We start from the raw sequence: 11948 nt of genomic DNA, 5'->3' as shown, positions 1-11948 counted from the left end.
CCCCCCCGAAGCGCCTTCGGCGCCTCCCCCGCGAGCCTTGGAGGCTTGCTGCGCAAGCTTGGGGGGCACCGCCAGCGGCCCGGCAGAGCCGGTTCCGCGGCGGTCGCTGGGTTGCGTGCCATCGTCGGCGCGCGTCGGCCACAAAGAGGCATCCGATGGCCGCGCTGAAAGTGCTGTGGCTGCAATCGGGCGGCTGCGGCGGCTGCAGCATGTCGCTGCTGTGCGCCGACACGGCCGACTTTCCGGCCATGCTGGCGGCCAACGGCATCGAGATGCTGTGGCATCCGGCGCTGTCACTGGCCAGCGGCGACGAGCTGATCTCGCTGCTGGAAGACTGCATTGCCGGCCGCCAGCGGCTGGATGCCCTGTGCATCGAAGGCGCGCTGCTGCGCGGCCCGCAGGGCACCGGCCGCTTCCACCTGCTGGCCGGCACCGGCAAGCCGATGACCGAGTGGGTGCAGCGCCTGGCCGGCGTGGCCACGCATGTGCTGGCGGTGGGCAGCTGCGCGGCCTGGGGTGGCATCACCGCCACCGGCCCCAACCCCACCGAGGCCTGCGGCCTGCAGCATGAAGACGATCACCGCGGCGGCCTGCTGGGCGCCGATTTCCGCGCCCGCGGCGGCCTGCCGGTGATCAACATCGCCGGCTGCCCCACCCACCCCGGCTGGGTGCTCGATACCCTGATGGCGCTGGCCGCCGGCCTGTTCGGGGCCGACGATCTGGACGCCTTGGGCCGGCCGCGCTTTTATGCCGACCAGCTGGTGCACCACGGCTGCACGCGCAACGAGTTCTACGAGTTCAAGGCCAGTGCCGAAAAGCCGTCCGACCTGGGCTGCATGATGGAGCACCTGGGCTGCAAGGGCACCCAGGCGCATGCCGACTGCAACACCCGGCTGTGGAACGGCGAGGGCAGCTGCACCCGCGGCGGCTATGCCTGCATCAGCTGCACCGAGCCGGGCTTTCAAGACCCCGGCCATGCCTACCACCTGACCCCCAAGATCGCCGGCATCCCGATCGGCCTGCCCACCGACATGCCCAAGGCCTGGTTCGTGGCGCTGGCCTCGCTCAGCAAGAGCGCCACGCCGCGCCGCGTGAAGCACAACGCCACGGCCGACCATGTGGTCGTCGCGCCGGCCGTCAAGAAGACCCGGTTGAAGTGAGCGACGTCACCCGTCTCGTCGTCGGCCCCTTCAACCGCGTGGAGGGCGATCTGGAGGTGCGGCTGGACGTGGCCGAGGGCCGCGTCACGCGCGCCGAAGTCAACGCGCCGATGTACCGCGGCTTCGAGCAGATGCTGGCCGGCCGGCCGCCGCAGGATGCGCTGGTGATCGTGCCGCGCATCTGCGGCATCTGCTCGGTGTCGCAATCGGCGGCCGCGGCGCGCGCACTGGCCGATGCGCAGGGCATCCAGGCGCCGCCCAACGGCGCGCATGCCATCAACCTGATGCTGGCGGTGGAGAACCTGGCCGACCACCTGACCCACTTCTACCTGTTCTTCATGCCCGACCTGACGCGCCCGGTGTATGCCGCGCGCCCCTGGTTTGCCGAGACCCAGCGGCGCTTTGCCGCCGGGGCCGGCGTGCATGCGCGCGCGGCGCTGGCGGCGCGGCAGCGCTGGTTCGAGATCCTGGGCACGCTGGGCGGGCGCTGGCCGCACACCCACAGCCTGCAGCCGGGCGGCAGCACCCGCGCCATCGACGCCGCCGAGCGCCTGCGCCTGCTGGCCCGCTTGCGCGAGTTCCAGGGCTTTCTCGAAACCACGCTGTTCGGCGCCCCGCTGGACGAGGTGGCCGGCCTGGCCGACGAGGCCGCGCTGCAGGCCTGGCATGCGGCCGATCCGCAGCGCGGCGACCTGCGCCTGTTTCTCGGCATTGCCGCCGATCTGGGCTTCGACCGGCTGGGCCCCGGGCCGGGCCGCTATCTCAGCTATGGCGCCTATGCCCAGCCGGCAGGTGCCGGCGCCGATTTCGCGCTGGCCCGCGGCCTGTGGAACGCCGCCGATGGCCGCCTGCACCCGCTGGCGCTGAACAGCATCACCGAAGACGTCAGCCACGCCTGGCTGGCCGATGGCGGCCATGCCCAGCGCCACCCGGCCATGGGGCTCACGCTGCCCGATGCCGACAAGCCCGGCGCCTACACCTGGAACAAGGCGCCGCGCCTGGCCGGCCAGGTGGTGGAAACCGGCGCCATCGCGCGCCAGCTGGCCAGCGGCCAGCCGCTGGTGCGGGCGGCCGTGGCGCGCTGCGGCGGCACGGTCTACACCCGCGTGTTGGCGCGGCTGGTCGAGCTGGCCCGCGTGGTGCCAATGATGGCCGGCTGGCTGGCCGCCATCCAGCCGCGCGAGCCCTTCTGCCTGAGCCAGCCGCTGCCCGACGAGGCCGAGGGCGTGGGCCTCACCGAGGCCGCGCGCGGCGCACTGGGCCACTGGCTGCGCGTGGAGCGCGGCCGCATCGCCGGCTACCAGATCGTGGCGCCCACCAGCTGGAACTTCTCGCCGCGCGACACCGCCGGCACGCCCGGTGCGCTGGAGGCGGCCTTGCAAGGCGCGCCGGTGCAGCCGGGCGAGGCCACGCCGGTGGCGGTGCAGCACATCGTGCGCAGCTTCGACCCCTGCATGGTCTGCACCGTGCATTGACCCCGGCGCGATGAAAGACGCGAACCGTTCCCTGCCCAGCCTGCCGCCGCTCGACCTGGACGGCGCGGTGGACGAGACCACCTGGCTGGACGTGATCCAGAAGATGGACGAGACCTACAGCCAGCTGGTGGCCGACGAGATCGCGCTGGAGCAGAAGAACGCCGAGCTCGAGCAGAGCCAGCAGTTCATCTTCAGCCTGCTGTCGGCGATGAGCGACGTGCTGGTGGCCTGCAACGAGGCCGGCGAGATCGAGGAGATCAATGCCGCACTCGGCGAGCTGGTGGGCCGCGACGAGGCCGCGCTGCGCGGCACCCGCATCACCGACCTGCTGGCCGACGAAAGCAGCCGCGCCCGCCTGCGCCATGTGCTCGACACACCGGCGCTGCACAAATCGGGCCTCACCGGCGGCACGGTGATCGAGGTGGACCTGCTCGATGCCCAGGGCCAGGCGGTGCCGGTCGACTTCAACTGCACGCCGCGGCGAGATGCCCGTGGCCGCCGCGTGGGCCTGGTCTTCGTGGGCCGGCCGATGGCCGAGATCAAGCGCGCCTACCACCAGCTGCGCGAGGCGCACGAGGCCTTGAAGCGCACCCAGCAGCAGTTGCTGCACAGCGAGAAGATGGCCTCGCTGGGCCGCCTGGTGGCCGGCGTGGCGCACGAGCTGAACAACCCGATCAGCTTCGTGCTTGGCAATGTGCATGCGCTGCAGCGCTACACCGAGCGCCTGCGCAGCTACCTCGACGCGGTGCACGCCGGCGCGCCCGAGGCCGGCCCGGCCCAGGCGCCGGATCAGGCCCAGGCCCAGGCCCAGGCCCAGACCCAGGCGTTGGCCCGCCTGCGCGTCAAGCTGCGCATCGACCACTTGCTGGCCGACCTGCCCTCGCTGATGGAAGGCACGCTCGAAGGCGCGAAGCGCACCGCCGACATCGTGCAGGGCCTCAAGCGCTTCTCGGCGGTCGATCGCGAGGAGCGCGGCCTGGTCGATCTGAACGGTGTCATCGAGCGCGCCATCCACTGGGTGTGCAAGGGCACGGCGCCGCAGTTCGAGGTGCACTGGCAGCCCGGCCCAGCCTGCTGGGTGAGCGGCCATGCCGGCCAGCTGCTGCAGGTGCTGATGAACCTGGTGCAGAACGCCTACGACGCGGCCTCGGGCGCCGGTGCCAGCCCGCCCGCGTTGTGGATCACGCTGCAGGCCGACGGCGACCAGGTGCGCCTGCAATGCCGCGACAACGGCCCCGGCATCGCGCCCGAGCACCTGTCGCGCGTGTTCGACCCCTTCTTCACCACCAAGGCGGTGGGCACCGGCACCGGGCTGGGCCTGTCGATCAGCTACGGCATCGTCGAGCGCCATGGCGGCCACCTGGGCGCGGCCAACGCGCCCGAGGGCGGCGCGCTGTTCACGCTGGCGCTGCCCGCTGCCCAACGCCCGGTGTGATCGGGCGTATCCGCTTGCACCCGGCCTGACCGGTCGTGCCGCAAGCCATGCAGAATGGCCGCGCCGGCGCGGCGTTGTGCTGCCGCGCCGCAGGGAGGACACACAGTCATGCGCCAGGATCACCCCGGCCGCGGCCTCACGGCCTTGATCACCGGCGCCTCGTCGGGCATCGGTGCCGCGCTGGCGGCACGTTTTGCCCGTGGCGGCTTCAACCTCGTGCTGGTGGCCCGCCGCGCCGAGCCGCTGCAGGCGCTGGCCCAGGCCCTGGTCGCCGAACACGGCATCCGCGCCTGGGCCGAGCCGGCCGATCTGGCCCAGCCCGAGGCACCGGCCGCACTGGCCGCCCGGCTGCGCCGCGCGCGCCGCCGCATCGACGTGCTGGTCAACAACGCCGGCCTGCTGGAGCACGGCCCCTTCATCGATCACCCGGCCCACGCGCACCGCGCGCTGATCGGGCTCAACGTGGCCGGGCTCACCGAGATGCTGGCGCAGTTCGTGCCGCCGATGGTGCAGCGCGGCCAGGGCCGGGTGCTCAACGTGGCCTCGATCGCGGCGTTCCAGCCGGTGCCGCAACTGGCGGTGTACGCGGCCACCAAGGCCTATGTGCTGTCGATCACCGAGTCGATGTCGGAAGAGCTCAAGGCCAGCGGCGTGAGCTTTACCGCGCTGTGCCCCGGCATCACCGCCACCAGCATGCTCGAGCAGGCCCAGCAGGCCAGCGAGGCGCTGCAAAGCCGCCTGCCCGACTTTGTGGTGGGCAGCGCCGACGCCGTGGCCGACGAAGGCTACGAGGCCTGTCTGGCCGGTGAGGTGATCCGCGTGCCCGGCACGCTCAACCTGGCCGCCATCTTGGCCGGCCGGGCCGCGCCCAAGTGGCTGCTGCGGCGGGTCAGCGGCGCCGTGATGCGCCGGATGACGTGACGCCCCGCGCAGCGAAGGCGCGCTGACATGGCCCGATCCCGCCACTCGCACCCCAGCACGCCGCGTCGCTACGACCTGGTGCTGTACGGCGCCACCGGCTTTGTCGGCCGCCAGGCGGTGGCCTACCTGGCCGCGCAGGCGCCGGCCGGGCTGCGCTGGGCGCTGGCCGGGCGCTCGGCGCAGCGGCTGCAGGCGGTGCGCGATGCGGTGGTGGCTGCCGGCGGCACGGCCGCCGCCGCGGCCGGCATCGTGGAGGCCGCGGCCGACGACACCCGCGCACTGCGCGCCCTGGCCGCCGATACCGGCGTGGTGCTCAGCACCGCCGGGCCGTTTGCGCGCGTGGGCAGCGCCCTGGTGGCGGCCTGCGTGGCGCTGCGCACCCACTATGTCGACATCACCGGCGAAACGCCCTGGGTGCGCGGCCTGATCGACGCCCACCATGCCCGTGCCGCCCACGACGGCACGCGCATCATCCCCTGCTGCGGTTTCGACTCGGTGCCGTCCGACCTGGGCGCCTGGCTGGTGGCCCAGGCGCTGTGGCACCGGCACCGCGAGCCCTGCATCGAGGTCAAGGCCTGTCACCGGCTGCGCGGCGGCCTGAACGGCGGCACGCTGGCCTCGGCGCTGCACTTGCTGGACAGCGGCCAGTCGGCGCAGCTGGCCCAGCCCTTCTTGCTGAACCCCGCCGGCCCGGTGCCGGCCGGCGCCGAGCTGCTGGCCGCCGACCCCGCGCTGCCGCGGCGCGACGACGACTTCAAGGCCTGGGTCGGCCCTTTCGTGATGGGCCCGGTCAACACCCGCGTGGTGCGCCGCAGCGTGGCCCTGCTGCAGGCCGCGGGTGATGCCGCCTGCCAGCCCGGCTGGCGCTACCAGGAGTGGCTGCGCTACGGCCGCGGCCCGCAGGCCGCGCTGATGGCCGGCGCCGCCACGCTGGGCCTGGCCGCCGGCGCCGCGGCGCTGCAATGGGCACCGGCCCGCGCCCTGACCCAGCGCCTGGCCCCGGCGCCCGGCGAAGGCCCCAGCCAGGCCGCCATCAACCGCGGCAGCTTCTGCTGCGACCTGGTCGGCCGCACCGCCAGCGGCCAGGTCTTGCGCGGGCGCATCGCCGGCCGCGGCGACCCCGGCAACCGCGCCACCACGGTGTTCGTCTGCGAATCGGCACTGGCGCTGGCCCTGCAGCGCCACGAGCTGCCCGGCGGCCCTGACCTGGGCGGCGTGCTCACCCCCGCCACCGGCCTGGGCCTGGTGCTGGCGCAGCGGCTGGCCGCGGCGGGCATGGTGGTAGGGGCGCTGGATTGAGCGCGGGCGCCGCCTACTCCTCCGCCACCCACTCCACCGCCGCCCCCAGCGCATTGAGGTTCTCGACGAACTTCGGGTGCGCGCGGCGGATCGGCAGAGCGTTCAGGATGGTCGATTTGCCGGGAATGCTGGCGGCCAGCATGAACAGCGCGATGGCCACGCGGATGATGTAGGGGCTCTCCACGCTGGCCGGGTTGAGCGGCTTGCCGCCGTAGATGATCAGGCGGTGCGGGTCGCACAGCACGGCGTGCGCGCCAAACTTGCTGAGTTCGGCGCTCCAGCCCAGCGCGCCTTCGTAGACCTTGTTCCAGAACATCACCGAGCCCTCGGCGCGCACGCCCAGCGCCACGAAGATCGGCAGCAGGTCGGCCGGCACATAGGGCCAGGGCGCGGCCTCCACCTTCTGCAGGATGTTGCTGGTGAACGGCGGCTTGACCTTCATCGGCCCGTTGACATGGGCGCGGCTGTAGCCGTCGCGGTGCTCGATCTCGACACCGAACTTGGCAAAGGTGCGGTCGAGCAGCGGGAACTGCGCCGCCGCATCGTTGTGCACCACCACGTCGCCCTGGGTGATGGCGCTCAGCGCCAGAAAGGTGGCCACCTCGTGGAAGTCGTCGCTGAAGCTGAACTCGGCGCCGCCGAGCTGGTCGACGCCCTCGATCTCGAGCTGCGAGCCGCCGTTGCCCTGGATGCGCGCGCCGATGGCCGTCAGAAAGCTGCAGAACTCCTGCACATGCGGCTCGCAGGCGGCATTGGTGAGGTGCGAGCGGCCTTGTGCCACCACCGCGCACAGCGCGAAGTTCTCGGTGGTGGTGACCGAGGCGTAGTCCAGCCAGTGGCGGGTGGCGGTGAAGCGCTGCGCGCCGCGGATCTGCACCGCGCCGGGCTCGAGCGTGACCTCGGCCCCGAAGGCGCGAAACACCTCGATGTGCGGATCGACCTCGCGCACGCCCAGCGTGCAGCCGGTCACGTCGTCTTCCAGCCGCGCCTGACCAAAGCGGTGCAGCAGGGCCGGCACCAGCATGATCGACGAGCGCATGCCCACCGGCAGGCGCACATCGTCGGCGCGCATCTGGGCGCCGTGCTGCAGGCGCAGCGTGCGCGTGCTGTCGTCCAGATCCACGCTCGAGCCCAGCTCGCGAAAGAAGGCCAGCAGCTTGCGCACGTCGGTGATGTCGGGCACGCGGTGCAGCACCACCGGCTCGGTGGTCAGCAGCGTGGCGCACAGCACCGGCAGCACCGCGTTCTTGTTGGCCGACGGGGTGATGCTGCCCCGCAGCGGGCGGCCGCCGTGGACGATGAGGTGGCTCATGGGGAATCCGGAGGTGGGAAAACAAAACGGCGCCCTGCAGGGCGCCGCCGGATTGTCGCGCGATGCGCGGTCGCCGTGCCGCCAGGCGGGTCGAACCTGGGCCCGGCCCGTGCCCGCCCGGCGGGTGGCCCCGCGCAGCCGCGGCGCCGGCCGCCCTACTGGCCCCAGCCGAGCACGGCCTTCACCTCCAGGAACTCGCCAAACGCATGCTCGCCCCACTCGCGGCCGTTGCCCGATTGCTTGAAGCCGCCAAACGGCGCCATCAGGTCGGGCGCCGCGCTGTTGAGGTTGACCTGGCCCGCACGCAGCCGGCCGGCCACCTGGCGCACCTGCCCGGCATCGCTGCCCGACACGTAGGCGGCCAGGCCATAAGGCGTGTCGTTGGCGATGGCCACGGCCTCGTCCACCGTGTCGTAGCCCAGGATGGTGAGCACCGGGCCGAAGATCTCCTCGCGCGCCACGGTCATCTGGTTGTTCACCCGGCCCAGCACGGTGGGCTTGACGTAGTAGCCGCGCTCCAGCCCGGCCGGCTTGCCCGGGCCGCCGGCCACCAGCGTGGCGCCTTCGTCCAGGCCCTTGCTGATCAGGGTCTGGATCTTGTCCCACTGCGCGGCCGAGATCACCGGGCCGATGCTGGCGCCGCTGGCGGGGTCGCCCACGGTCACGCTCTCGGCGGCGGTCTTGGCGATGGCCAGCACCTCGTCCATGCGCGCATGCGGCACCAGCATGCGCGTGGGCGCGTTGCAGCTCTGGCCCGAGTTGCTCATCACGCCCTTGACGCCGGCCGTCACGGCGCGCTGGAAGTCGGCATCGGGCAGCAGGATGTTGGGCGACTTGCCGCCCAGCTCCTGATGCACACGCTTGACCGTGGGCGCGGCGTTGCGTGCCACCTCCACGCCGGCGCGCGTGCTGCCGGTGAACGACACCATGTCCACCTCGGGGTGGCTGCTGATCGCCGCGCCCACCGTGGGCCCGTCGCCGTTGACCAGGTTGAACACACCGGCCGGCACGCCCGCGGCATGCAGGATCTCGGTCCAGATCTGCGCCGAGAAGGGCGCGATCTCGCTGGGCTTGAGCACCATGGTGCAGCCGGTGGCCAGCGCCGGCGCCACCTTGCAGGCGATCTGGTTGACCGGCCAGTTCCAGGGCGTGATCAGGCCGCACACGCCGATCGGCTCCTTGCGGATCAGGGTGCCGCCGCGCTGCTCTTCGAAGGCGTAGTCCTTCAGCACCGCCAGCGCGGTCTGCAGGTGGCCGACGCCCATCGCAGCCTGGGCCTTTTGCGCCAGCATGGCCGGCGCGCCCATCTCCTCGGTGATGGCCGCGGCCATGTCGGCATAACGGGTCTTGTATTCGGCGATCACGCGCTCGAGCAGCGCGATGCGCTCGGCCACCGTGGTCTGCGAGTAGCTGGCAAAGGCGCGGCGGGCGGCGCGCACGGCGCGGTCCACATCCTCGGCCGAGCCCAGCGAGATGCGCCCGGCCACGCCTTCCGTGGCGGGGTTGGTCACGTCCAGCGTGCGGGGCACGGCCGGGTCGACCCAGGCACCGTCGATGTAGAACTTGAGGTAGTCGCGCATGGGTCAGTCTCCGGTCGGGTGGGTGAGCGGGCGGGGCCAGGCGTGCGGTCGATCGCTCGACGCCCGGGCCGCGCGGGGCTGGCCGATTCTGCGGCTGGGGGCCGCGGCGCCGCTGTCGGCGACCGGACAGCCTGTGTCGGCCCGGCACCCCGACCGGCAGGCCCAAAGCAAAACGCCAACCCGGGGGTTGGCGTGTGCTGGGTGCGAGGGCCTATCAAGGCCTTGCACCGGTGTTCGCGGCGTGTGGCGCGCCCGGCTGGGATCGAACCAGCGACCCTTGGCTTCGGAGGCCAATACTCTATCCACTGAGCTACGGGCGCCACGGCGAAGAATCCCGCATTGTACGCACAGGCTCCGGCCGTGGCGGCCACGCGTCGCCCGCCAGGCACCCGGGCGGGTTCAGCCGCTTATAATCCACCGGTTGTGCCCCTGGCCGGCGCATGCCCTCGTGCAGCGCGCCATCTCTTCGCCAAACGGGCCATCCATCCGAGGATTTCATGAGCGACGCCAAGCACACCGAAGCCCCCCAAGCCGATGCACACGAAGTGCACGAAGGCCCGATCAAGACGCCCCAGCAGCTGATCGCGGCGGTGGTCGCGTCCTTCGTGGTGCCGGTGGTGGCGATCATCATGCTGGCCAACTTCGTCAATTTCGGTGGCCGCACCGGTGCCGGCAGCGACGGCATGAGCGAAGAGGCCGTGGCCCGCCGCATCCAGCCGGTGGGCTCGATCGAGATCAAGGTGGCCGGTGACGCCAGCGCGCTGAAGACCGGCGAGCAGGTGTTCCAGGCGCAGTGCGCGGCCTGCCACGCCACCGGCGCTGCCGGCGCACCCAAGCTGGCCGACGAGGCCGCCTGGGGCCCGCGCGTCAAGACCGGATACGAGGCGCTGCTGACCTCGGCGCTCAAGGGCAAGGGCAGCATGGGTGCCCAGGCCGGCGGTGATTTCAGCGACTTCGAGATCGGCCGCGCGGTGGTCTACCTGGCCAACCAGGGCGGCGCCAAGTTCGACGAGCCCAAGGCCCCGGCCGCCGGCGCCTCGGCGCCCGAGGCCGCCGCGTCGAAGTAATCGCGCTGCGCTGCGCGGCCAGCGCCGCCGGCCACGAACAACCGCCCCGAGGGGCGGTTTTTTTGTGGCCGGTGCGCCGCGTGGGCCCGGCCTGCGCCACGCCTGCGCGGCGCCACGTTGGGCTCAGGCCGGCGGCGGCTGGGGGGTGCGCACGAAGCCGAAGCGCGCCGGTGCCTCGGCCGCCACCAGCGGCTGCGGCTGCCACAGCCCGGCTTCGACGGCGCGGGCGGCGTCCAGCATGTCCTGGCTGTGCACCAGGCCCAGGCCCAGCGGCGTGTGCAGGTACAGCCGGCCTTCGTCGTCGAGCCAGCTGTCGATCACCGTGGTGACCAGGCCGGTGTGGCTGGTGACGTGCGGTGCGGCGCCGGGGCCGGCATCGTCGGGCCACTGCACGCGCCAGACCCAGGGCGTGGCCTCGAGCTGCACGTACACGCGCTGCGGGCCGTTCTGGAAGAACCACTGGCCGTCGGCATCGGCGGCGTAGTTGCGGTGGATGAACTCGCGCAGCTTGTCGTGCACCACGCGGCTGCCCTTGGGCTGCGGAAACGGCCCGGCGCGCTGGGTGCGCTCGTCGCGCATGTACCAGTCGCCGCGCGCGTCCAGCGCCAGCCAGCCGTGGCAATGCGGCACATTGGGCCACTTCTTCAGCGCGGCTTCGACGATGGCGTCCATGGGCGGGGTCCGGGTTGGCGCGCTTCAGCGCGGGCGATGTTCAGCCGCCATGCTGCCGCATCCAGGCCATCACCGCGTCGGGCAGGGCCAGCACATGGCCCGGAAAGCGCCCGCTCGGAAAGCCCACATGGCCGCCGTGCGCCGGCTGCCACAGCGTGACCCAGCGGCCCACCTCGTGCGGGCGCGGCAGGCAGGGCGCGGGGATGAAGGGGTCGTTGCGCGCATTGAGCACCAGCGCCGGGATGCGGATGCGGTGCAGGTGCGGCTTGGCCGAGCCGCGCGCCCAGTAATCCTCGGTGTTGCGAAAGCCGTGCAGCGGCGCGGTGAACACGTTGTCGAACTCGTACAGGTCGCGCGCGGCCAGCATCTTCTCGCGGCTGAACAGGCCCGGGTGCTGGGCCAGCTTGGCCAGCGCCTTGAGCTTCATCGTGGCCAGGAACATGCGGGTGTAGATCTGCCGGTTGAGGCCGCGGCCGATGGCGTGGCCCCCGGCGGCCAGGTCGATCGGCGAGCACACCGCGGCCACGCCGGCGGCGGTGGCGGTGGCGGCCTCGCCCGCCTCCTGGGCCCAGCGCAGCAGCGCGTTGCCGCCCAGCGAGATGCCCACCACGCGCAGCGGCTGCGCGCTGCGGCTGCGCAGCCGCTGCAGGATCCAGCCGATCTCCTGCCAGTCGCCCGAGTGGTAGGCGCGCGGGCCGTGGTTCAGCTCGCCCGAGCAGCCGCGAAAGTGCGGCACCGCATAGGCCCAGCCGGCCTGGCGCGCCCAGTGGCCGAAAGCTTGCGCATAGTGGCTGGCCGACGAGCCCTCGAGCCCGTGGAACAGCACCAGCAGCGGCCGGCCATCGCCCGGCGCGGGCGCGCTGCCGAGAAAATCGACATCGATGAAGTCACCGTCGGGCGCGGTCCAGCGCTCGCGGCTGAAGGCCAGCGGCAGGCCCGGCACACGCGGGCAAAAGCGCGCCGGCCAGATCGTTTGCGCATGGCCGCCGGGCAGCCAGCGCGGCGCGCGGAAATCCAGCATCCGTGC

Annotated in this window: 10 protein-coding genes and 1 tRNA gene; 6 read left to right on the top strand and 5 right to left on the bottom strand. The window is 72.5% G+C overall.

Annotated features, from left to right (window positions below):
* Positions 1–155 precede the first annotated feature (155 nt).
* The 5 genes from N4G63_RS00215 to N4G63_RS00195 all read left to right on the top strand — a co-directional run bounded on the left by N4G63_RS00215 (position 156) and on the right by N4G63_RS00195 (position 6290).
* Positions 156–1160: an NADH-quinone oxidoreductase subunit B family protein gene (locus tag N4G63_RS00215; protein WP_260789479.1), complete on the top strand. Its 1005-nt coding sequence runs from the start codon at positions 156–158 to the stop codon at positions 1158–1160.
* Positions 1157–2635, top strand: coding sequence for a nickel-dependent hydrogenase large subunit (locus N4G63_RS00210; RefSeq protein ID WP_260789480.1), 1479 nt, complete (start codon positions 1157–1159; stop codon positions 2633–2635). The genes N4G63_RS00215 and N4G63_RS00210 overlap by 4 nt, the downstream gene beginning before the upstream one ends.
* Before the next feature lie 10 nt (positions 2636–2645).
* Positions 2646–4070: a sensor histidine kinase gene (locus N4G63_RS00205; protein WP_314599196.1), complete on the top strand. Its 1425-nt coding sequence runs from the start codon at positions 2646–2648 to the stop codon at positions 4068–4070.
* Between the two features lie 108 nt (positions 4071–4178).
* Positions 4179–4991, top strand: a complete 813-nt coding sequence (locus N4G63_RS00200) for an SDR family NAD(P)-dependent oxidoreductase (protein ID WP_260789483.1) — start codon at positions 4179–4181, stop codon at positions 4989–4991.
* A 27-nt stretch (positions 4992–5018) separates the two neighbouring features.
* Positions 5019–6290, top strand: a complete 1272-nt coding sequence (locus N4G63_RS00195) for a saccharopine dehydrogenase family protein (protein WP_260789484.1) — start codon at positions 5019–5021, stop codon at positions 6288–6290.
* Between the two features lie 13 nt (positions 6291–6303).
* Here the strand turns inward: N4G63_RS00195 and N4G63_RS00190 are convergent, their stop codons facing one another.
* The 3 genes from N4G63_RS00190 to N4G63_RS00180 form a co-directional block, all read right to left on the bottom strand.
* Positions 6304–7602, bottom strand: coding sequence for a UDP-N-acetylglucosamine 1-carboxyvinyltransferase (locus N4G63_RS00190; protein WP_260789485.1), 1299 nt, complete (start codon positions 7600–7602; stop codon positions 6304–6306).
* 155 nt (positions 7603–7757) lie between these two features.
* Positions 7758–9182: an aldehyde dehydrogenase family protein gene (locus tag N4G63_RS00185; RefSeq protein WP_260789486.1), complete on the bottom strand. Its 1425-nt coding sequence runs from the start codon at positions 9180–9182 to the stop codon at positions 7758–7760.
* 244 nt (positions 9183–9426) lie between these two features.
* Positions 9427–9502: transfer RNA gene (locus tag N4G63_RS00180), tRNA-Arg, on the bottom strand.
* Between the two features lie 177 nt (positions 9503–9679).
* On the opposite strand from N4G63_RS00180, the gene N4G63_RS00175 reads away from it, so the two are divergent.
* Positions 9680–10249: a c-type cytochrome gene (locus tag N4G63_RS00175; protein WP_260789487.1), complete on the top strand. Its 570-nt coding sequence runs from the start codon at positions 9680–9682 to the stop codon at positions 10247–10249.
* A gap of 123 nt (positions 10250–10372) precedes the next feature.
* Here N4G63_RS00175 and N4G63_RS00170 read toward each other — a convergent pair whose 3' ends face one another.
* Both N4G63_RS00170 and N4G63_RS00165 read right to left on the bottom strand, forming a co-directional pair.
* Positions 10373–10921 carry a DUF2946 family protein gene (locus tag N4G63_RS00170; protein WP_260789488.1) on the bottom strand — a complete coding sequence of 183 codons (549 nt, stop codon included), beginning with the start codon at positions 10919–10921 and terminating at the stop codon, positions 10373–10375.
* Positions 10922–10961: 40 nt separating this feature from the next.
* Positions 10962–11942, bottom strand: coding sequence for a YheT family hydrolase (locus N4G63_RS00165; protein ID WP_260789489.1), 981 nt, complete (start codon positions 11940–11942; stop codon positions 10962–10964).
* Between the last annotated feature and the right edge of the window lie 6 nt (positions 11943–11948).

The sequence above is a fragment of the Aquabacterium sp. OR-4 genome (assembly GCF_025290835.2).
GTDB lineage: Bacteria > Pseudomonadota > Gammaproteobacteria > Burkholderiales > Burkholderiaceae_C > Pseudaquabacterium.
Note: the sequence above shows the minus strand (reverse complement) of the source record. Positions and strands in the feature narration are given on the sequence as shown.

Excerpts from the sequence above, each read along its gene's own strand:
- N4G63_RS00215 (WP_260789479.1), top strand. The coding sequence starts at position 156 with ATGGCCGCGCTGAAAGTGCTGTGGCTGCAATCGGGCGGCTGCGGCGGC.
- N4G63_RS00205 (WP_314599196.1), top strand. The coding sequence starts at position 2,646 with ATGAAAGACGCGAACCGTTCCCTGCCCAGCCTGCCGCCGCTCGACCTG.
- N4G63_RS00200 (WP_260789483.1), top strand. The coding sequence starts at position 4,179 with ATGCGCCAGGATCACCCCGGCCGCGGCCTCACGGCCTTGATCACCGGC.
- N4G63_RS00195 (WP_260789484.1), top strand. The coding sequence starts at position 5,019 with ATGGCCCGATCCCGCCACTCGCACCCCAGCACGCCGCGTCGCTACGAC.
- N4G63_RS00190 (WP_260789485.1), bottom strand. The coding sequence starts at position 7,602 with ATGAGCCACCTCATCGTCCACGGCGGCCGCCCGCTGCGGGGCAGCATC.
- N4G63_RS00185 (WP_260789486.1), bottom strand. The coding sequence starts at position 9,182 with ATGCGCGACTACCTCAAGTTCTACATCGACGGTGCCTGGGTCGACCCG.
- N4G63_RS00175 (WP_260789487.1), top strand. The coding sequence starts at position 9,680 with ATGAGCGACGCCAAGCACACCGAAGCCCCCCAAGCCGATGCACACGAA.
- N4G63_RS00170 (WP_260789488.1), bottom strand. The coding sequence starts at position 10,921 with ATGGACGCCATCGTCGAAGCCGCGCTGAAGAAGTGGCCCAATGTGCCG.
- N4G63_RS00165 (WP_260789489.1), bottom strand. The coding sequence starts at position 11,942 with ATGCTGGATTTCCGCGCGCCGCGCTGGCTGCCCGGCGGCCATGCGCAA.